The following is a 19,769-nucleotide window of genomic DNA, read 5'->3' on the forward strand; positions in this document are numbered from 1 at the left end:
TATCTTTTTCCGGCGCTCTTCTCCTTCGCCTTTATAAACCCGTTGATTAAACTCTTCAGCCCTGTTGTCCCAAAACGTTTGCCTTGCTGCCGGATCAACTTCTTTTTTGCTCCAAGCCTGCTCAAAGTAGTTGATGCCCTACCAGCCTCTCGCATAGTACTCGAAGCAGTCAAGGCATACCTTCCTGCCGGATCTAATTCTGATTTTGTGCTCTGGTGCGCCTTCACCGCAATTTTCGCACACAATCGTCGCAAACCGTCTTGCTTTCTCAGGCACTTTAAAGGCCGGTTTGCTGAAATGAAAAAGTTCGTCCACCGGTGAATTCAATATGTATTGCTGGCGTTGCTGGTGATCCATTTCTCCTTCAAATGGCTTTACAATCATTCTGAGACTTTCTCCATTGAGCCGATTGTAAAAGCTGAAAGCCATTTTTCCTGTCCCTCTGAAAACAAGATTCCCTTTTCCGACCGTACAGCCTGTGATCACCTGAATAGCATCCACACCACAAGCATCATTTTCCGTAACGCATACAACCTCCTCATCCTTTGAGAATTCAAGTCCCATCTTTTCCATCACGGCCTCACAAGCTTTGAAACCAATGGCAAGCCCCGGGCATTCATGGCCATGAAATGCCACTGATTTCTTCCACAGTTCTTTATTCATGAAATTCTCCTTTCAACAAGTGTCACTTTTCTTTTTTTTAAAATATTCTTTAAAAACCTTTAAAGAGAGGAAAAAGGCGAGGCGAATAATCTTCTGTCAACTTGTCTAAAAAAACAAGAAGGCTGGATTTTGGTGATTTATTCAGGACCAGGTTTTTCTGCCGGTTTGTTCAGCTGGTTGTAAAACGCAGAGCGCAACAGGCTCATGGACTTCTTCTGCGAACGTTTGTTTTAATATTCTGTAAAAATTTATCATAAAACAATTTACTACAATAAAGAAAACATGTCAATTTATTATTTTTTATCTACGAGTTGACCTGTTTTTTGCTCAATTATTTTGAATAAATTACTCCGCTCCTCTTCCGGCACGATCCTGTTCAAAAAAACAACAGTGCCATCAAAGACACTGTCAGTTTTACAAGAGTTAATTTCCCGCCCTCATCAGTTTCACGACCACATCGTGGATATGTGTATTCTCATAGACGCCTTGCAGCCTTTCCGCCCCCGGGCCCATTGCAGTCAAGGGAACATCCACCGCAGTGTGTCCCTCTGTTGTCCAATCCACGATAAATTGCTGGTTGGATTTCGCTACCGGGAAGGGGCCATCCTCCGCGGAAGTGCCATCCCCGGACTCGTCGGAGTCGTCCAACGGTTCAATGGTAAAACCGCCCGTTTCATGGTCACCGACCACAATTACGAGAGTGTCGCCATGTTTCCTGGCAAATTTCTTGGCACGGGCTACCGCCCTGTCAAACTGCCGGCCTGCCTCGATTGCCAGTTCAGCGTTGTTTACGTGGCACATGCTGTCGATCCCCTCTTCTTCCACCAGCAGGAAGAATCCATTCTTGTTCCTGGAGAGGGTTTCAAGGGCTCTATCCGTCATCTCCGGCAGGGAAACCAGCGGATTGTACTTGTCCCCCGCTTCTGTGCCGTACTGGAACATCTCCTCATTGGCGAACAGACCGAGAAGCCTGGCTCCATTTGCTTTTTGCAATTCTCTGTGGTCACTCACATACTGGTAACCCAGTTTTTTCGCCAATTCCACCAGGTTTCCTTCCGTTCCCTTGCTCCCTTCGGACGGATCATCAGCCGGCCGATCCGGATGCCGTCCGGAGTTTCCCGCAGGATACCAATAATCCTCTCCACCGCCCAAAATGACATCCGGTCGGCTGTTCTCCAAATACTGCCGCGCAATTCTACTCTGATCATCCCGATCCTCCACATGGGCCCCGAAAGCAGCCGGAGTCGCATCAGTCACTTGGCTGGTGGTAACGAGACCCGTCGCTTTGCCCAGTTTTTTGGCTTTTTCCAGAACGGTTTCCACCGGTTTTTTGTGGCGGTCGACACCGATCGCCCCATTATAGGTTTTGACCCCGGTAGCCATGGCCGTAGCGGCAGCGGCCGAATCGGTCACAAACTCTTCGGGGTCAGCAGAGTTGGTGTGTACATAGCCAGTATAGGGCATATTGTCCATTGCCGTTTCCCCATGGAGGCCGACGCTGGACAGGCGAATCGCATCACGCTGGGCTTTTCCCATTCCGTCACCGACCATCAGAATCACGTTTTTCGTCCGGGGTGCCTGTTTGGCCTGACCTGCCCGCACCTGGGAAAAAGAAACCATTGCGATGGCCACAACCACAGCCAGGACTATCCCAAACCAACTGCGTTTGTTCATGAATGATCACTCCCCGTTAAAAATGCTCTCCCGTCTCAGGAACTCTGCGAAACTCTTTCGCACAAAACTGCATTGTTACGATCCCTTTATATTCTAATCCCCCTATATCAACAAAAGATAAATACCCTTTTAAAAATTACTAAAAGTATAGTCAAGAGAAAATAATCAGATAAAGTTCCCAAAAGCCAAAAATTCAGGAGACAGATATGATTTTTCACAAAATGTTAAAACATGTTAGCCAAATGCAGAATTTGACAGTCATCTCCAGGCGCGTTCCGCCTGTGATTAACGGCACAACGCAACAATATCCCTCCTGAAAGCAGTATCAGCCACCGAATTGGAAACCTATTTGTGCTACCATTTTAATAGAACAAATGTAGAGGTGGTTGCAAATGAAACTTTCACAAGAAACAGTAAAACAACTGCAAAAAAAAGAGTTTGAGATTTTGCGGGAATTCGACAAGGCCGCAAGGAAAATGGGCCTTCCCTATACGCTTTCTTCCGGAACCCTGCTGGGTGCGGTGCGCCACGGCGGCTTCATTCCCTGGGATGATGACGCAGATGTGGCGATGTTGCGGGAAGATTACGAACGTTTTCTGAAGGAAGGACAAAAGTACTTGCCGGATTACCTGTTCATCCAACACTATGAGACGGACCACAATTTTCCCCACAATTTCATCAAACTTGTGGATACCCGTACCTTCCTCGTCGAGCATACTACCTCCAAACTGGATATAAAAAGGGGTGTTTTTATAGATATTTTCCCGATCGACCGCATCCCTGACAATAAAGTCATCCGGGCAATCGACCGCCTGATGCTTGCTTTCATTTACTTCACCAAATTTTCGGTGACCTTGCAGTTCAAGAAAAAGCGCCACAGCCGTTTGCGGAAGATAATAGGCAGGATTCTGTGGCCGCTTGGGAAAGCGTTCGGCATTAACCGGCTCAACCGATGGGAAACCCATATCAAAACGAAATACAATCATCATTCAGAATTTGAATATACTTATGGGGATAATTCCATAATCATTCCTACTGAGTTAAAGGATACCATGATCTTGCCCATCAGGATCTTTCACGACCTCGGGGAAATCGAATTTGAGCATCACACTTTCATGGCCCTGAAGGATCGCGACCGCTATCTGAAGACCCTTTACGGGGATAATTACATGGAATTACCGCCCAAAGAACAGCGTGTATGCAAGCATATGTTCACGGAGTTAAAATTATAAAGTGTTTTTTGTTCACTTTTTGATCAAAAAAGAGGGATGACTTTATCACATGGACATCTCTCTTTTTTTGATGCCTTAAATTTTGGACTGGAAGCATCTTGAAAAAACATCATAAACCTTTACCATTATGCATTTAAACTTTACTAGAAAATTATTTTGTGATAAAATGAATATGTTCAAAAATTGAATGTTATTTTTTTATCCTTTCTTTTACCTGCCAAATCCATTCCGGATTTCCCCGGCTTCACCACACCTGGTTTCCGAATCCTGACAACAGAATAATAACAACAGCATAACAGGAGGGATTGCAATGGAAGACCAACTAAAGGTGTTGGAGACCATCAACAAACATGTCCACATCAATCAAAAATTCATCGGACAGCTCTGCAATTTTTCCGCCGGCAAAGTCAATTATCTCATTCGCGATTTGATGGAAAAGGGCCTGATCGGTACACAGAAACACGGCCGTAGCACACAATACTACCTTACCAAACAAGGAATCCGTTATTTGAAGAACCGGTATGCTTCCTATCAGGATAAAAAGGTTTATCTTCACGGTGGAAAAACGGCGCAGGTAAAAGAAGTCGTTATTCTGGCCGCCGGGGAAACAAAAGAGTTCAATCTGCCAGTAAGTCTGTTGCCGCTTGACGGCACAACGCTTTTACAACGGAACATTAATATTCTGAGAAAACATGGAATCGAAAAGATCATCATCGTCACCGGATACAAAAAAGAAGCCTTCAGCCAGTTATTTGATGAAGAGGGGATTATTTTCGTTGAAAATCCCCGCTATCAATGGACTGGTTCGATGTCCTCCCTTGCTTGTGCCAAAAATGTAATTTCCGGAGATTTCCTCGTTCTTGAACATGATATTCTAATTGAGGAACAAGCATTCACTCAATTGATTAATAATGAACAGCGGGACTGTATGCTGATCGCGACAGAAAGCGGATTAGGCAACGAAGCTTATGTGGAACTTCGCAACCAATACATATTCAAAATTTCCAAGGATCTCCATCAGCTGAACAGGATCAACGGCGAAATGGTCGGGATCAGCAAAATTTCTTATGATGTCTTCCAACTGATGCTGGAAGAATACAAAGAAAACCAGAACCCGTTTCTGAATTATGAATATTTGCTGTTGGACGTCTCCCGCCAGTACAAAATCGGATATCTGAAAATCAATGATTTGATCTGGTCCGATATCGACACGAAAGAGCATTATATCCGCATTCTCAATCTTGTTTACCCGAAATTGAAACGGAAAGAAGAAAAATATTTCGTCCATCAATTTAAAGAGACAATCTCATCTACGGTTGGGATTCCCCAGGACCAAATTACGGGAGTTTCCCCTTTGGGAGGGATGACGAACAAAAACTACAAAATCAGCGTGGCTGGAGGGAAGGAGTATGTGCTCCGCATTCCGGGGGCCGGAACGAAAAAAATGATCGACCGCCGCATCGAAAAGGAAAATGCGGTGCTTGCCAGCCGGCTCGGAATCAACGCGAATATCCTGTATTTCGATGAAAACAAAGGCATGAAAATTTCGGAGATGATCCCTGACGCGGAAACACTCACCCCAAAGATGGCACGGCGAGAAGGAAATATGAAGCTTGTGGCCGGGATTTTAAAAAAGCTGCACACTTCCGGGATTCCGATGAAAAACAAATTTGATATCGGGCAAATAAAGGCCAGATACGAACAGCTCGTGGATGAGGTCAACGGGCATTTTTATCCGAACTTCCGCAAATTGAAAGAAGAGGTCCTGAAAATCAAGGCGATGTACGATGCCATGCAAGTTCCACTTGTGCCATGTCATAATGACACATTGCCGGATAATTTCGTCAAAAGCGGAGACGACCGGATCTATCTTATCGACTGGGAATACGCCGGGTTAAACGATCCGGTCTGGGATTTGGCCGCTTATTCATTGGAATCTTCTTTTACGGAACGGGAAGAAGAACTGTTTTTGTCGTTCTACTTTCCAGAAGGAATCACCGAAAAAATCCGGATGCGGATGCTTATGCACAAGATTTTCCAGGATTACATCTGGAGCCTGTGGACTGTTTACAAAGAAGCCAAAGGCGACAATTTCGGAGATTACGGCATCACGCGGTATAACCGGGCAATCGCCAACACGGAATTTTTCTTGTCGAAGAAGGTGTCAGCATGAAGCACAAGGGGGTGGCTTACGGATTTTTGTCCGGCATTATGTGGGCACTGGACACGGTATTCATCGGCGTAATCCTCACCCATTCCATGTTCGTGTCGACAGAGCAGGCATTATTTCTCGCCCCGCTGGTGGGAACGTTTCTGCATGACACCGCATCGAGCCTGTGGATAGCCGGATACCTGTCACTTAAAGGAGAATTGAAGGCGGCACTGTCAAAAATCAAAACGACCAGCGGCCGGTTTGTCATATTGGGAGCGCTTCTTGGCGGCCCCCTCGGAATGACGTTTTATGTGCTCGCCATCAAATATCTGGGTTCTTCCTATGCCGCCTCGTTTTCCGCGGTCTATCCGGCGGTTGGGGCGTTCTTCTCTTTTCTGATCCTGAAAGACCGTCTGTATCCCAAAAACTGGGTCGGCCTTTCCATCAGTATCCTGTTCATCATCTTACTCGGATACTCGGGATCCGGGGCATTTTCCGCCCAATATGGTCTCGGACTTTTGTTCATTGCTCTATGCATCTTCGGTTGGGGGATGGAATGCGTCATCGTCGCCTGCGGGATGAAAGGAGATGAAATCACCCCGGAACAATCCCTCCAGTTGCGTCAACTCGTTTCCGCGGTCACCTATTGCACAATCATCCTCCCGTCTTTTGGCGGCTGGACACTTGCAACGGAAGTGATCACAAGCAAAGAGCTGTTTTTTATTATTCTTGTTGCATTGGCGGGATCGGTATCGTACCTGTTTTATTACAAAGCCATCCGCAAAATTGGTCCCACAAGGGCGATGAGTTTAAACATCTCTTATTCTGCCTGGGCAATATTCTTCAGGTTTCTCTTTTTTGCGCAACCCTTCACTTTCCGGATGGTATTTTATTGCTTCATGATTATTTTCGGTTCAGTGCTGACGGTGGCTGGAAAAGATGAATTCAATGTCACGGGGTTCTTTAAGAGATTCCTGAACCATCACATAAAGGAGGCGAACCGATGAGAGCAATTTTGCTGGCTGCGGGAATGGGAACGAGACTCCGCCCGATTACCTTTACGACTCCGAAATCCCTCATACCAATAAACGGCGAACCACTACTGGAAAGGCAAATCCGTTTCCTGAAAGAAATTGGTGTCCGGGAGATCGTCGTTGTGACCGGTTATCTCCATAAAAAATTTTCTTACCTGAAAGAGAAATACCATGTGACGCTTATTCGCAATGACCGATTTGACTGTTACAACAATGTCTATTCAATGTATTTGGTCAGGAAGTATTTACCCGGTGCTTATGTCATCGACGCTGACAACTATTTGCGCCGCAATTTCCTGTTGAAAAAACCGGATACATCTCTATATTTCAGTGCAAAAAAACCGTTTCGCAACGAATGGGTAATCCATGCAGACCGGACAAACAAAGTCCGAAACATTACCATCGATGAGAAAGGAAACAATTACATCCTCTGCGGCATTTCCTACTGGAGCGAGGCGGACGGCCGAAAACTTGTCAGGAAACTGGAAGAAACGGTCGCAAATGGGAACTTCAAAGATTTATATTGGGACAACATTGTCAAAGATAACATCGACGATTTAAATGTCTATCTGAAAAAAATCGATGCCCCGGATACATATGAAATCGATTGTATTGATGATTTGCACCGGTTGCGCCAGGAAGTGCTGTAGCCGTTCCGGACAGTGTCCGTGCCTGATTTCATCAGTGCGGACACCTGACCCCATCAGAATGATCCCACCGTCCAACGGACGCTTAAAACAAAACGCTTTTTTCCCGCCTGCCGGAACACAAAGTCACCATGCCCTTCTTCATCCAACACCTGCGCAAATCCCTTATTACCGCCAACAAGATCGTACAGGCCGTTTTTCAGTATACATTGTCTATGTTTGCAACAACAGGAATTCCATATTCCCGGACAATGTGAACTATGGATCCATCATGCCGCCGACTCTACAACCAGTGCTTTGGCTGGATGAAACAAAAGCGTCAAATCCAGAATCTGTAAAGATAAGACGAAAATCTTTATTCAGTCAGATTCTTCCGGCATGAAGACGACCCTGACGAATCCCCCGGCAAGAGGAAACGGGAATTCCGGCAAAAGCGCTTCAGGTCCCCAAGCCTGTTCCTCTCTCCTGAATATATTATTGTTACGACACGGTGAGGAACAGGCTTTTGATATTGCTTACAGGATTATCCAAGCGAACCAACCAAAGTTTTCCATATTATTTACATACCGGTTTTCCAATATTGCGACAAGTTCATCCGCTACAGATAAAATGATCCTTTTTCTGTATTTCTATGGGATATCGAGAAGTATATGTTTTTTTCTGGGATTTTTCTCCTTTGGGACTTGCATCCAAAAATAAAATGATTATAATAGAAATTGAAAGGTCAAATAAAGTCAAAGTCAAATTTTTTGGCACTCCATCGAAGTGAAGGAGGTAATAACGATGGATGTGTGTGAAATATGCAAGACCAATCCTGCAACGATTCATCTTCACCTGCAAATCAATTATCAAACTCAGAATCTGAATCTGTGCAGTACATGTTATAAAAAGGTTCAACAGCAAATGACGGACAGCCATTCTCCTTTTCCAGGATTGCCTTTCGGCATCGAAGGAGGGCCGGTGAGCGACCTGTTCCAAAGCTTGCTGGGCTCTGCCAATTCTAAAGGAATTCCTTTTACTCCCGAAGGGAAAGACCCACAGGTTATGACACAAACGACCACCGGAAGCCGTGGTGGTCTGCTGGAACAACTGGGACGGGACTTGACAGCCGCCGCCCAAGGGGGCAAAGTGGACCCCGTAATAGGAAGGGAAAAAGAGATTCAACGGGTAATCGAAATTCTCAATCGCCGCAACAAAAACAATCCTGTACTGATCGGAGAACCCGGAGTGGGAAAAACAGCCGTCGCCGAAGGACTCGCCCAGCGGATTGTCCAGGGAAATGTTCCCCAAAAGTTGCAACACAAACGGGTATTTATCCTGGATGTAGCCAGTCTGGTAGCCAACACCAGCTTCCGCGGCCAGTTCGAAGAAAGGATGAAACAACTGCTGGCGGAACTGCAACAACGCCGGGATGTAATTCTCTTTATCGACGAAGTTCACCTCCTGGTAGGCGCCGGTTCTGCCCAGGGTTCCATGGACGCAGGCAATATTTTAAAACCGGCCCTCGCCCGCGGTGACATCCAGGTGATTGGAGCCACCACCTTGAAGGAATACCGTCAAATTGAAAAGGATGCAGCGCTGGAGCGCCGGCTGCAACCGGTGCTGGTCAATGAGCCGGGTATTGACGAAACGGTTCAAATTCTGCAAGGCTTAAAGGAAAAATACGAACAATATCACCAGGTCGTCTACAGCGATGAAGCCTTGACCGCCTGTGCCACTCTTTCCCACCGTTATATTCAGGATCGTTATCTGCCAGATAAGGCCATCGATTTGATGGACGAAGCAGGGTCCAAAGTCAACCTGCGTGAAGGCGGCCGGACTTCTGACACATTGGAAGCACGTCTGGCCCAGGTACGAAAGGAAAAAGAACAGGCCACCAAAGAGGAACAATACGAGCAGGCAGCCCGGTTGCGGGACGAGGAAAAACACCTGATCCAGCAATTGAAGGAAAACAGGAAGTCGGCTGCTGCCAGGGTCAATCTCGTTGATATTCAGACCATTGTAGAAGAAAAAACAGGAATTCCTGTACGGAAGTTGCAACAGGATGAACAGGCCAAGATGAGAGATCTGGAAGAGCGATTGAACCGAAAAGTGATCGGTCAACCGGATGCGGTAAACAAAGTGGCCCGTGCCATCCGGCGCAGCCGTGCAGGGTTGAAGAATAGCCAGCGGCCGATCGGTTCTTTCCTTTTCGTTGGTCCTACCGGTGTTGGGAAAACCGAATTGGCAAAGGTATTGGCTGAAGAATTGTTTGGCGATCGGAATGCAATCATTCGCCTCGACATGAGTGAATACATGGAAAAACATGCAGTGTCCAAGCTGATAGGATCACCGCCTGGATACGTCGGATATGAAGAAGCAGGGCAGCTGACGGAACAAGTACGACGGAAACCCTACAGCATTGTGCTGTTGGACGAAATTGAGAAAGCTCATCCCGATGTCCAGCACATATTCCTTCAGATCCTCGAAGACGGGCGTTTGACCGACAGTCAGGGCCGGACAATCAGTTTCAAGGACACAGTAATCATCATGACCAGCAATGCCGGCACCGCCGAGCGCAAAGTCCGGGTAGGTTTCGGCAATAATCAGGCGGAAACACAAAGTGTGCTGAACAGCCTGAGCAGTTACTTCAAGCCGGAATTTCTCAACCGTCTGGACGCTGTTATCGAATTCAACAGCCTGTCACAGGAAAACATGTTGCAAATCGTTACCATCATGCTGCAAGAAGTAAGCAAACAATTAAAAGAACAGGGAATTACCGTCGAATTTACCGTGGCGGCGCAAACCAGGCTGGCAGAACTGGGATACAGCCCGCAGTTTGGTGCCCGCCCTTTGCGCAGGGTGATTCAGGAACTGGTGGAAGACAAAATTGCCGATGTTCTGCTGGAAAATGATGCGGTATCTCACCTGACCGTGGATACCGATGGCGACAAAATAAAAGTGCAAACAGCAACAGCACAGGGATGAAGATAAAATAAATCCAGGCGTTCGCAAAAGACCTGCGGACGCCTTTTTGATGCATACTGTCCATCCCGAAACCCGCACCTTTTCACCAGATATCAGACAAACAGATAACTTTTTGAACTATTAAAGTTCCTCAGTTGAAAAAAAGGCCCAGGTATTCCCGGAGTCTTAAAATAATAACCTTCAAGCTCCCTTCAAAGTGGAATTTTCCGCGATTTTGGATAAACAATCCAATATAATTATATTTTTAGTTTAAGACTAATTGCATTTATACTTGTGGTTTTTTGAAAAAATCATACAATATTGTATATTAATTAAATAAAACCAATAAATATTATATTCAGAATCATGCTATAAGAAAGGAGACATCCATGGTCACAACTGCATGGAACTGGTTATGGGATAAACATGATCAAGCAAAAGAACTGCTTCGCTTTTTTGTTAAACCAAATGATACGAACATCCGTACCACCAACCCCCAAAACACCTTACAAACCCGTAATAATAATGGAAATCGCAAACGTATTTACAAGCCATCCCAGTTTTCAGGGCTCATTTCAGGGCCTGTTTTATTTGTTCTGATTTTGGCATTCTTTTCACCGGAAGGATTATCAGCAGAAGGGAAAGCAATTCTGGCCAGTACAACCTGGATTGCTGTATGGTGGATGACAGAAGCAATTCCCATTCCGGCCACATCATTGCTTCCAATTGTGCTGTTTCCTTTAACGGGTGGATTGGATATCGGGACAACTGCTTCTTCGTATGGAGACGAAACCATCTTTTTGTTCATGGGTGGTTTCATGATCGCCCTTGCAATGGAAAAATGGAATCTTCATAAACGACTTGCTCTTGACATTATTTCGAAAATTGGAACAAACACCAACCGAATTATTCTTGGGTTTATGGTGGCAACCGGGTTTTTATCAATGTGGATTTCCAATACCGCTACAGCCATGATGATGGTTCCAATTGGCCTGGCTATTATCTACCAGGTTTCAGAAGCATTGAAGGGTGACCCTTCGATCGATACGTCGAAAAAGAATTTCCGATTTGGAAAGGCATTGATGCTGGGGATTGCCTACTCTTCCTCCCTGGGCGGAATTGCAACGCTAATTGGTACACCCCCAAACACAATACTTGCCGGTGCAATTGAAAAAACATATGGCACAGAACTTTCCTTTGCCGAGTGGATGTTATTCGGGGTGCCGATTGCATGGGTATTTATCATCATTGCCTGGTTCTATCTTGTAAAAGTTGCTTATCCAGTAAAACTGAAGCAACTTCCAGGTGGACGGGAAGTGATTCAGTCCCAGAAAAAGGAACTCGGCGCACCATCATTTGAGGAAAAAGCGGTCTTTGTTGTATTCGTGTCAGCTGCACTCGCATGGATCACAAGAACTTTTATTCTCGTTAAAATCAACGAAAATATTACTGATGCCGTTATCGCTATGGCAGCTGCGATCGTGCTTTTTATTATCCCTTCCAAAAACAGGGAGAATGCTTTGCTTGACTGGAATACAGCGGTTAAATTGCCATGGGGAATCCTGCTGTTATTTGGCGGTGGTCTTGCCATTGCCGCCGGATTTGTCAGTTCAGGACTTTCCGAATGGATTGGAAGCCAATTAACAGCATTACAGGGTGTTAACATTTTAATTGTCATCGCGGCGGTTACAGCACTTGTCATTTTCCTGACCGAAATAACATCAAATACAGCAACTGCCTCCATGATGTATCCAATTATGGCATCTCTGGCAATAGCACTGGGCATACATCCATATTCGCTGATGATTGCGGCAGGAGTAGCGGCATCATCCGCTTTCATGTTACCTGTTGCAACACCACCCAATGCTGTTGTGTTCGGATCAGGCTATTTACGAATTCCGGATATGGCAAGAGCCGGTTTGGCCTTAAACATTATTGGGATTTTTCTTGTAACTTTTGCAATCTATTTCCTGCTTCCGGCCGCTTGGGGAATTGATCTGACAAGCGTCCCGGACCAGTTTCGATAACATAAAAAAGGAAGAACCCGTGGCAAGCATGGATGTTCTTCCTTTCTTTTTTCTTCTTCTCCATCACAGTCTCATTCAGGCCAATTCATCCCTCAAGTCTTGTAATTGCTTCTCAGGGTCATTGAAATGCCATATACAACCGTCTTGTACCGAAAACCTGTGATATACTTAATCTGTGTTCTCCTTTTTTAAACATGCGGAGCAGGGGAGGTCTACACGCCACTCGGGGCTTTATAAAACAGAAAACTGCAGATGTTATGTTTGTACAAGTCAGGTAATGGGGCGATCGTCCAACTTTCCAGCAAACAGCAGGATCAAGGGTTTCAAATCCCTGATCGATCTTATGAAAACAAGAAGTCGGAGTAAACTTGAACTGGATCAACGGCAAAAACTCATGAATTACCAAAGCAGACTTCATGGAGGAGGGGATTTTGATGCCGCATCCGCGTTACATCACCGACATTCGTAAAATCGAGAACCTGCCCGAGGAAGAGCGGCAAAAGCTGACTGACATCACTGACAAATTCGTCTTCAGGGTAAACGACTACTATCTCTCGTTGATTGACTGGAATGATCCCGACGATCCCATCCGTAAATTGATCATCCCTGACGAGGCCGAACTGGATGAATACGGAAAGTGGGACGCCTCCGATGAATACAGGAACTATGTCGCGCCCGGATGCCAACACAAGTATGGCACCACCGCCCTGTTGCTGGTTTCGGAAGTATGTGGTTCCTATTGCCGATTCTGCTTCCGCAAGCGACTCTTCCGGAACGACGTTCACGAAGCCTCCCTGAATATATCTCCGGGAGTGGAATATATCCGGAACCACCCGGAGATCAACAACGTTCTTCTAACCGGAGGCGATTCCCTGATGCTGTCCACAGGAAAAATACAGGGAATCCTGGAACGCCTGCGGGAAATTCCACATGTGAAAATCATCCGCCTTGGTTCCAAGCTTCCTTCTTTCAATCCGATGCGAATTTATGAAGATGAAGAACTGCTTCAGACTCTGTCGAATTTCTCCCGGCCTGATGCACGAATCTATGTCATGGCTCACTTCAACCATCCCCGGGAACTGACTGGGAAAGCCCTCCGGGCAATCAACGCACTTCAGAAGGCCGGGGTCATACTGGTCAACCAGACGCCGGTACTAAAAGGAATCAACGATGATCCCGAAGTACTGGCCAAACTCCTCGACAAATTGTCCTGGGCCGGGGTAACTCCCTACTATTTCTTCCAAAATCGGCCCGTGGCCGGAAACGCCAATTTTATCCTCAGTTTCCGGGAAGCCTATGAAAAAATCGAGAAAGCCAAGTCCCTGACTTCCGGTCTCGGCAAACGGGTCCGTTATGTGATGAGCCATTCCTCCGGCAAGATTGAAATTTTAGCCGTGGATGACAAACATATCTATCTGAAGTATCACCAGGCTCGCAACCCGGAGTACTATGGCCACTTTTTCAAACTGGAATGCCCGGAAGATGCGGCATGGTTTGATGACCTGCCGGGAGCCGGAGAACTGCTTGACAAGCAGGATGTTCATATGATGCCTTAAATAGTTGATTTCAGCCTGTTCGGATCTCTCCTCTCCGCGATATCAATCATTCTTATCCGAACCATAACAAATATGTTTTTCCCTTTTCCATTGATCCATCATATTGGATTACACCTTGTTTTGAACACAAGCAAGGAATAAACCATTAACTCGAAATTTTATGCAATCCAATTGTTCCGTTTGAAAATTTTTTTATCGTCAGCCACGGGCGGTTTTCTTCCCAACGGATTTTTACCGGCATTTTGTATACTTCTGATAACAATTCATCTGTCAAAACTTCTTGCTTTGGTCCCGAAGCAACTATTTTCCCATCACGAATCAGTAACACATGCGATATAACATCGACAATTTCCTCAATATGGTGAGTCACATAAAGCAAATGACAATTTTTTTGGACGATTTCGTTCATCAAATTTAACAATTCTTCACGAGCGAACACATCCAACCCTGTACAGGGTTCATCCAGGATGAGAATTTCAGGATCACTCATTAACGCCCGGGCGACAAGTATTCTTTTTCTTTCTCCCTGTGACAACATATGATACGTCTTGCCACTCAAATAAGCCAGACGCAACGCGGAAAGCAAGGAATCTGCCTTTTCCCGGTCATCATCAGAAACTTCTTCATATAAACCGAAGGAAGCAAATTTGCCACTTACAACAATGTTCCCGACTGTTTCATGATCCAGAACGTGTGAAAATCTCTCCAATGAACTGCTCACATATCCAATTTTTCTTCTTAGTTCAGGCAGATTTGCCTTGCCAAACTCATTTCCCAGAACGGTAACCTTCCCTGTAGTCGGAAAACGGTAACCTGTGACGATATCCAATAATGATGTTTTCCCGGAACCATTTAACCCCAGAATGGACCAGTGCTCGTTTTTCTTTACTTCCCAGTTAATTTGGCGCAAAATTTCCTGACCATTTCTTCTCCATGATACATCCTTGAAGGTAATAATCCGATCCATGGCATTTCACCCCATATTTATGTAATTGCGTGGATAAGAAAATACTGCATTATTCCTCCTTTATCCGGGCCTTTTTATATTTTTCTTGAAAACCCGTTTGTTACAAGGTCAAGAGTTTACAGTCATCAATACTTTCCATTCTGCATCAACAGCTGTTCGTACGGATCTGTCCAGCCCCCTTAATTGTTAAATTCTAAAAGATTAATGCAAAAGAACGGGGCGGGAAATCCCTCTTCAATCACATCTCCAACTCTCTCTGACTAGTTGAAAATTTCGGGCTCTTCACACGGTTCCAGACTGGCACCCGGTCCCTGCTTTCCTTCCGGTAAGGCAGTGCCCTATGTCCAATTTTCCCCTTGTCAGCACTTCCTTTAATGGTACGTTGATCCCCCACAAGGATGCCTGTTGGAAGCCAGTCTCCGGATCATATTCATAATGCCCAGAACAAAACCGGACAGGAGCCAGGTTCTCCCTTTTTCAACTTGTCTTGCGGGGATTCACATTTGATAACTTCTGTTCCAGTAAACAATATTGGCATCACTTGTATATTACATTATATTAAACATATATGTTCCATTAAATTAAACCATCAGTCCCTCAACAGAGTCAAAACCGCTATTATTCTTTTTTCGGGAAAAGCGTATAACTGAAACTGATCATAAAATCTACGGCCAGGACGATTGACCAAATCCGCAGCGTGTGAAGCAATGCTTCCGTCTGTGTACTGTTGTTTATATAGAGAATAATGCCTGTTAATATTCCCCCGCCTATTAACCAGGACAACAAATGGCGGTACCATCCCTCACGTTCTTGTCTGGCGTGTTCTTTCCCGTATTTTTTTATTTTAACCGGTTTTTCTCCATATCCAAATCTGTAAGCAAAATGTTCATCTGCCCACTTGATCATCTGATGCCCGAATGCCACACTGACCCCTATATAAATGGCAGAAAGGCCATGTACAGTGGTGGCAATCGCCCCATTTCTGATATCGATTACGGTTGCAACAAGCAAAATGAGATCAACGATTGGCGTGCAAATCAGCAACAATAAACCAAGTTTCTTCTGCTTGAATATATATCTCGCTGTCAAGCCTGCTAAAACAAACACCCAGAACGCAATCTCACAGCCAATGATAAGCCAACCTATCAAGCAAACACCCACCTTTATTTAATACAAGTGTGTTAAAATAGACGCATGCCTAAACTTGTTGATCACAAAAAACGTAAAATCCAAATTGCCGAAGCTGCCTGGAAAGTTATCGTCAATGAGGGGATTGAGCAGGCAACAGTAAGGAAAATTGCCAAGACAGCCGGGCTTTCCGTTGGCTCCTTGCGACACTATTTTTCATCACAATCGGAACTGTTGCGTTTTTCGATGGAATTGGTAGCCAAACGGGTAAAAGAGCGCGCAGAAGCAAGGAAATACGATGGTGATCCCATGGAGTTTATGACCGAGGCGATCTGTGAGGTACTCCCCATCGATGAAGAGAGAAGAATTGAAATGGAGGACAGGATGGCTATGCACCACCTGTTATATCCAAAACAGTTCACTTACGAAAAAATGATTCGCACCTTAAAATACCATCTGCGATCCCTTTGCAAATAAGGGAAAGGAGCTGGGAAATTCAACTCCTTTCGGCTTGTCAACAAGTGTGAGAAAGCGATTTTTGAAAACGATCGGATTGCTTTCAAAAGAAAACATTGCCTTCCAGGAAAAACGGGCAAAACCGTTTGGGCCCAAGTGAGCCCGCCTGGAAGGGAATGCTCAAACGTCACGACTGCTTCTTTGCAAGGCGGAGACGGAACGAAGACATACCCAATAAAATTTTAAATCCCCCAACTCTCCTTGATTTCCTTTAACAAACGAGTAACTTCTTCTTTTTTCTCTGGATGCCTCTGAATAAATTGTTGTCCATATTGATTAACATAAGGATAAAATTGTTCAAAATCCATGTAACCAATGGTATCTTCCTCAGCGGCCGGATAATACATTAACAGAGCAACTTCATTTTCTTTACATCGGTATTTTTCCCATTCTTCAAAATCCTGATGAAATAAAATCATGATTTCCTCTTTCCCAAAACCAGTTTTTTCTTTAAATTCATTTAGACACCTAATAAAATAGTAATTCCCAACCAGACTAAAGAAAATTCTTATGCATAATTCTTTTTCTTCAATTGTTTTCATAATTTTATAGTTTTCTTCTTCAGAATTGTACATTTTCACTTCTCCTTGATTACAGGATAAAAGTTTTTTATTTTTTCTTGTTCATTTAGACAGCCTGCAAACTTCATTCCATTGGTGCTAAATCCTTCAACAAATCTCCCATCAATTCTTTTGGCATCTATTCCTTCTTGCATGGCCTCTTTTCCCCCCTGAATCATTTGCTGATCTGAATAAACTTCAGGGTCATACACAGTTTTAGGATTCTTTATCACTTTATATTGACCAGATGGAACCAAGTTCCCGTTTTTATCATAGGTTAGGGATGGAAGCTTGTATTCAATATCATACAATCCTGGAAACTTCGGGTGTTGCATCTTACTAATTATTAAATTATCTATTTCTACCCCCGTTTCTTTTAACGTTCGAACAAATTCCTCCATATTATGGGCACCAATCACTCCCTGTTTGCCTTTCCCTATTCCATTTCCTCTAATCAAATGGTCATCAAAGCCTTCTGCAAACTGCACTGTAATTCGCACAGTTGAACTGCCGACGGTGGTTCCATTTTCTCCGCTTTCAGCAGCAAACTTCTGCAACCACTCTCCTAACGGGGTATCTCCAATCTTCGTGGGTGCCGTAGTTAGCCCAGCCAACGAACCACACTGCTCCCGGCAGCTCCTGCACCGGTGGCATAACCCGTGCCGCTTGCAAAATAAGAAGAACTGAGCTGTTAACCCAGTTCTTTACACATCCAAGGCAATCATTGCTTTTTATATTGTACAGTCAACAATTTCTCCTCAATCATCAAAATCTCAATTATTCTATACTTTATTTCAACCAATATTAACGCCTCCCATAACTGTCGCTGGATATACCTTTTCAGCAGTCTTTTCTGAAAAAATTTTGTACCAGTAAAATGGGGAAACGTGTATAAAAAATTTCTCTTCAAATGTCCCAACTGAAAAGCTGTTGGCAAAGACTCGCCAACAGCTTTTCAACCTTTAGAATCATTTTTTCAGTTCTTGTTCTGATATTAATGCAGGTTTATCATCAATAAATAAATATTCTTTGCTTTTGATCCCAGGAATTATTTCTGTTTTCCGGATTGGCTTAGCGTATGGAAGTTCTTTCTTAATCACTTCCATGACTTCATCCAGATTTTTCAAGCTCATTAATTTTATCAGAACAGGATATTGCCTGAATTCATCTTCAAGCCAATCACCATCTACAAAGTTGTAATTAATCCGTATCTTTTGCTTGTCGTCTGTTTTAAATAAATAGTACTCATCCCAATAACTGCTTTCATGTAATTTGAATTGAATATTTAATGCCTTTTCCAAATCATTCTTGACTGCTGACAAATCATTTTTAACAGTTCCATATGTAACATATATACCCATTCGATCATGTCACCGCCATTATACCAGGTCTTCTTAGTGCTTCTTCCACACTTTCAAATAACATAAAATTAACAGGTCGTCCAGCCATTTGACTCATTTTAAAAGCTCCTGTACCGGCTGCCAAGCCAAACAAGGCAGATATGGCTCCTGCAATGCCCCCAAACAACATATCCAGCAACATTTCATCAAGGACTAGCCGGGAGAATAAGATTGGGAAAAAGTTAAAGATCAGAAACGCGGTGTGATTATAAGCGGACTTTTTTCATGGATTTCAGGAAATGAGTTATTTGTGTTGCAGCCTGACTGTTCAAGTTTATTGGCAGCTTCCCACCTTTATATTTTCACCAAAGAAGCACTAAAAACAATCTGAGCCGCCCCAATGGACGACTCATACACAAAATCAAATACACATTGTTGAATTAAACTAGTGAAATCAATCATTCATACTTTCATTTTCTTTCTTTTCTTCAAACAAACAAAGAAAAATATCTGCCAGCGTTTCAATATTCCTGTTCGTTCCTCATCCAAATTAGTTAATGTCATCACTTATTCGCTCAGCAGTTTTTTGAAATAGATCATATATATAATCCCCTCGTCGGCGGTCTAAACTGGCTGTTACCTCAGTTATCGGACAGATAGGATCTAAGCCTGAAATCATAACCACTGGCAATTCATAAATAACATTATCCGGATCATCTAAGAAGAGTTTCCATTTACCATTGAAATTTTTCCGATATACCTCACCAGCATAGCGAGCTAAAAAATCAAGTGTACTTTTTTCATTTTCTTTTAAAATATCTTTTACTGTTGAATATATTTCTAGCATCCAGGCTTCTGATCGAAGTAATGACTGCGGACTAAAATCCAAATTTAAGTCTTGTGGCATGATCTCAAGGAATTCATCAAGCTTATCATCCATTTCCATCAACCAATATTAAAAAGATCATCTTTTGATTCATGGTCATTTTTCATTTTTTATGCTACCGCCTTTCTCAATAAATCCCACGCACTGCTTTTCTCATGTTCAAAAAATTATCCTGTTTTACCAACCATCAATTGTTCTAAAAGTGTGTGATTCATGGGTGACGACAACATTTTTCCAATTGATTCTCATTCTGCCAAGGAGGAATCGAACCATGCTTTTCCAAAAGTCTTTGCTAAATAACTTTTGTACCGGTTCGGGTAATTTGTTTATCAGCCTTTCAGAGTTTAAAGCAGATTGAAATTCAAACCCTCAACTCAAGGGTAATGAACATGCATCACTTTTAGTTATGTATATACATCCAACTTAATGAACCCCGTTTGT

The 19,769-nt window shown here is 43.9% G+C and carries 17 protein-coding genes; 8 read left to right on the forward strand and 9 right to left on the reverse strand.

Annotated features, from left to right (window positions below; genetic code table 11):
* Positions 1 to 138 precede the first annotated feature (138 nt).
* Together H2C83_RS12660 and H2C83_RS12665 are read right to left on the reverse strand one after the other, a co-directional pair.
* Positions 139 to 663, reverse strand: coding sequence for an FmdE family protein (locus H2C83_RS12660; RefSeq protein WP_181741286.1), 525 nt, complete (start codon positions 661 to 663; stop codon positions 139 to 141).
* A gap of 423 nt (positions 664 to 1,086) precedes the next feature.
* The gene (locus H2C83_RS12665; RefSeq protein ID WP_181741288.1) at positions 1,087 to 2,337 is read right to left on the reverse strand and encodes an alkaline phosphatase; all 1,251 of its coding nucleotides are present in this window, start codon (positions 2,335 to 2,337) and stop codon (positions 1,087 to 1,089) included.
* Positions 2,338 to 2,729: 392 nt separating this feature from the next.
* Between H2C83_RS12665 and H2C83_RS12670 the strand changes: the two genes are divergently transcribed.
* The 7 genes from H2C83_RS12670 (at position 2,730) to H2C83_RS12700 (ending at position 13,931) form a co-directional block, all read left to right on the forward strand.
* Positions 2,730 to 3,569: a LicD family protein gene (locus H2C83_RS12670; protein WP_181741290.1), complete on the forward strand. Its 840-nt coding sequence runs from the start codon at positions 2,730 to 2,732 to the stop codon at positions 3,567 to 3,569.
* A 310-nt stretch (positions 3,570 to 3,879) separates the two neighbouring features.
* Positions 3,880 to 5,742 (forward strand): phosphotransferase, encoded by a 1,863-nt coding sequence (locus H2C83_RS12675; protein WP_181741292.1) that lies wholly within the window; start codon positions 3,880 to 3,882, stop codon positions 5,740 to 5,742.
* On the forward strand, positions 5,739 to 6,728 hold the full coding sequence (locus tag H2C83_RS12680; RefSeq protein ID WP_181741294.1) for a DMT family transporter: 990 nt from the start codon (positions 5,739 to 5,741) through the stop codon (positions 6,726 to 6,728). The genes H2C83_RS12675 and H2C83_RS12680 overlap by 4 nt, the downstream gene beginning before the upstream one ends.
* Positions 6,725 to 7,405 carry an NTP transferase domain-containing protein gene (locus H2C83_RS12685; RefSeq protein WP_181741296.1) on the forward strand — a complete coding sequence of 227 codons (681 nt, stop codon included), beginning with the start codon at positions 6,725 to 6,727 and terminating at the stop codon, positions 7,403 to 7,405. Before H2C83_RS12680 ends, H2C83_RS12685 begins: the two co-directional genes overlap by 4 nt.
* Before the next feature lie 780 nt (positions 7,406 to 8,185).
* The gene (locus tag H2C83_RS12690) at positions 8,186 to 10,369 is read left to right on the forward strand and encodes an ATP-dependent Clp protease ATP-binding subunit (protein ID WP_181741298.1); all 2,184 of its coding nucleotides are present in this window, start codon (positions 8,186 to 8,188) and stop codon (positions 10,367 to 10,369) included.
* A gap of 368 nt (positions 10,370 to 10,737) precedes the next feature.
* Positions 10,738 to 12,375: an SLC13 family permease gene (locus H2C83_RS12695; RefSeq protein WP_181741300.1), complete on the forward strand. Its 1,638-nt coding sequence runs from the start codon at positions 10,738 to 10,740 to the stop codon at positions 12,373 to 12,375.
* 434 nt (positions 12,376 to 12,809) lie between these two features.
* The gene (locus tag H2C83_RS12700) at positions 12,810 to 13,931 is read left to right on the forward strand and encodes a KamA family radical SAM protein (RefSeq protein WP_181741302.1); all 1,122 of its coding nucleotides are present in this window, start codon (positions 12,810 to 12,812) and stop codon (positions 13,929 to 13,931) included.
* Between the two features lie 145 nt (positions 13,932 to 14,076).
* On the opposite strand, the gene H2C83_RS12705 is transcribed toward H2C83_RS12700, so the two are convergent.
* Entirely contained in the window at positions 14,077 to 14,898 is an 822-nt protein-coding gene (locus H2C83_RS12705) for an ABC transporter ATP-binding protein (RefSeq protein ID WP_181741304.1), read from the reverse strand.
* Positions 14,899 to 15,516: 618 nt separating this feature from the next.
* Positions 15,517 to 16,047 (reverse strand): hypothetical protein, encoded by a 531-nt coding sequence (locus H2C83_RS12710; RefSeq protein ID WP_181741306.1) that lies wholly within the window; start codon positions 16,045 to 16,047, stop codon positions 15,517 to 15,519.
* A gap of 45 nt (positions 16,048 to 16,092) precedes the next feature.
* Between H2C83_RS12710 and H2C83_RS12715 the strand changes: the two genes are divergently transcribed.
* Positions 16,093 to 16,503, forward strand: a complete 411-nt coding sequence (locus tag H2C83_RS12715) for a TetR/AcrR family transcriptional regulator (RefSeq protein ID WP_181741308.1) — start codon at positions 16,093 to 16,095, stop codon at positions 16,501 to 16,503.
* A gap of 221 nt (positions 16,504 to 16,724) precedes the next feature.
* On the opposite strand, the gene cdiI is transcribed toward H2C83_RS12715, so the two are convergent.
* From cdiI to H2C83_RS12735, 5 genes are all read right to left on the reverse strand, one after another.
* Complete coding sequence (gene cdiI, locus H2C83_RS12720; protein ID WP_181741310.1) at positions 16,725 to 17,117, reverse strand: ribonuclease toxin immunity protein CdiI; 393 nt, start codon at positions 17,115 to 17,117, stop codon at positions 16,725 to 16,727.
* Between the two features lie 2 nt (positions 17,118 to 17,119).
* The gene (locus tag H2C83_RS12725; RefSeq protein ID WP_220184154.1) at positions 17,120 to 17,659 is read right to left on the reverse strand and encodes a CdiA family toxin C-terminal domain-containing protein; all 540 of its coding nucleotides are present in this window, start codon (positions 17,657 to 17,659) and stop codon (positions 17,120 to 17,122) included.
* 411 nt (positions 17,660 to 18,070) lie between these two features.
* Positions 18,071 to 18,463: a hypothetical protein gene (locus H2C83_RS12730; RefSeq protein ID WP_181741314.1), complete on the reverse strand. Its 393-nt coding sequence runs from the start codon at positions 18,461 to 18,463 to the stop codon at positions 18,071 to 18,073.
* Between the two features lie 4 nt (positions 18,464 to 18,467).
* Positions 18,468 to 18,644, reverse strand: a complete 177-nt coding sequence (locus tag H2C83_RS17425) for a hypothetical protein (RefSeq protein WP_220184155.1) — start codon at positions 18,642 to 18,644, stop codon at positions 18,468 to 18,470.
* A gap of 348 nt (positions 18,645 to 18,992) precedes the next feature.
* Complete coding sequence (locus tag H2C83_RS12735; RefSeq protein WP_181741334.1) at positions 18,993 to 19,388, reverse strand: hypothetical protein; 396 nt, start codon at positions 19,386 to 19,388, stop codon at positions 18,993 to 18,995.
* Positions 19,389 to 19,769: the final 381 nt, after the last annotated feature.

The sequence above is a fragment of the Thermoactinomyces mirandus genome (assembly GCF_013868055.1).
In the GTDB taxonomy this organism is placed as follows: Bacteria; Bacillota; Bacilli; order Thermoactinomycetales; family Thermoactinomycetaceae; genus Thermoactinomyces; species Thermoactinomyces mirandus.

What these genes read in the sequence shown, in the direction of transcription:
- H2C83_RS12670 (WP_181741290.1), top strand. Translation starts at nt 2,730, where the DNA reads ATGAAACTTTCACAAGAAACAGTAAAACAACTGCAAAAAAAAGAGTTT.
- H2C83_RS12730 (WP_181741314.1), bottom strand. Translation starts at nt 18,463, where the DNA reads ATGGGTATATATGTTACATATGGAACTGTTAAAAATGATTTGTCAGCA.
- H2C83_RS12665 (WP_181741288.1), bottom strand. Translation starts at nt 2,337, where the DNA reads ATGAACAAACGCAGTTGGTTTGGGATAGTCCTGGCTGTGGTTGTGGCC.
- cdiI (WP_181741310.1), bottom strand. Translation starts at nt 17,117, where the DNA reads ATGTACAATTCTGAAGAAGAAAACTATAAAATTATGAAAACAATTGAA.
- H2C83_RS12695 (WP_181741300.1), top strand. Translation starts at nt 10,738, where the DNA reads ATGGTCACAACTGCATGGAACTGGTTATGGGATAAACATGATCAAGCA.
- H2C83_RS12715 (WP_181741308.1), top strand. Translation starts at nt 16,093, where the DNA reads ATGCCTAAACTTGTTGATCACAAAAAACGTAAAATCCAAATTGCCGAA.
- H2C83_RS12690 (WP_181741298.1), top strand. Translation starts at nt 8,186, where the DNA reads ATGGATGTGTGTGAAATATGCAAGACCAATCCTGCAACGATTCATCTT.
- H2C83_RS12685 (WP_181741296.1), top strand. Translation starts at nt 6,725, where the DNA reads ATGAGAGCAATTTTGCTGGCTGCGGGAATGGGAACGAGACTCCGCCCG.
- H2C83_RS12705 (WP_181741304.1), bottom strand. Translation starts at nt 14,898, where the DNA reads ATGGATCGGATTATTACCTTCAAGGATGTATCATGGAGAAGAAATGGT.
- H2C83_RS17425 (WP_220184155.1), bottom strand. Translation starts at nt 18,644, where the DNA reads ATGTTGCTGGATATGTTGTTTGGGGGCATTGCAGGAGCCATATCTGCC.
- H2C83_RS12675 (WP_181741292.1), top strand. Translation starts at nt 3,880, where the DNA reads ATGGAAGACCAACTAAAGGTGTTGGAGACCATCAACAAACATGTCCAC.
- H2C83_RS12700 (WP_181741302.1), top strand. Translation starts at nt 12,810, where the DNA reads ATGCCGCATCCGCGTTACATCACCGACATTCGTAAAATCGAGAACCTG.
- H2C83_RS12735 (WP_181741334.1), bottom strand. Translation starts at nt 19,388, where the DNA reads ATGGAAATGGATGATAAGCTTGATGAATTCCTTGAGATCATGCCACAA.
- H2C83_RS12660 (WP_181741286.1), bottom strand. Translation starts at nt 663, where the DNA reads ATGAATAAAGAACTGTGGAAGAAATCAGTGGCATTTCATGGCCATGAA.
- H2C83_RS12680 (WP_181741294.1), top strand. Translation starts at nt 5,739, where the DNA reads ATGAAGCACAAGGGGGTGGCTTACGGATTTTTGTCCGGCATTATGTGG.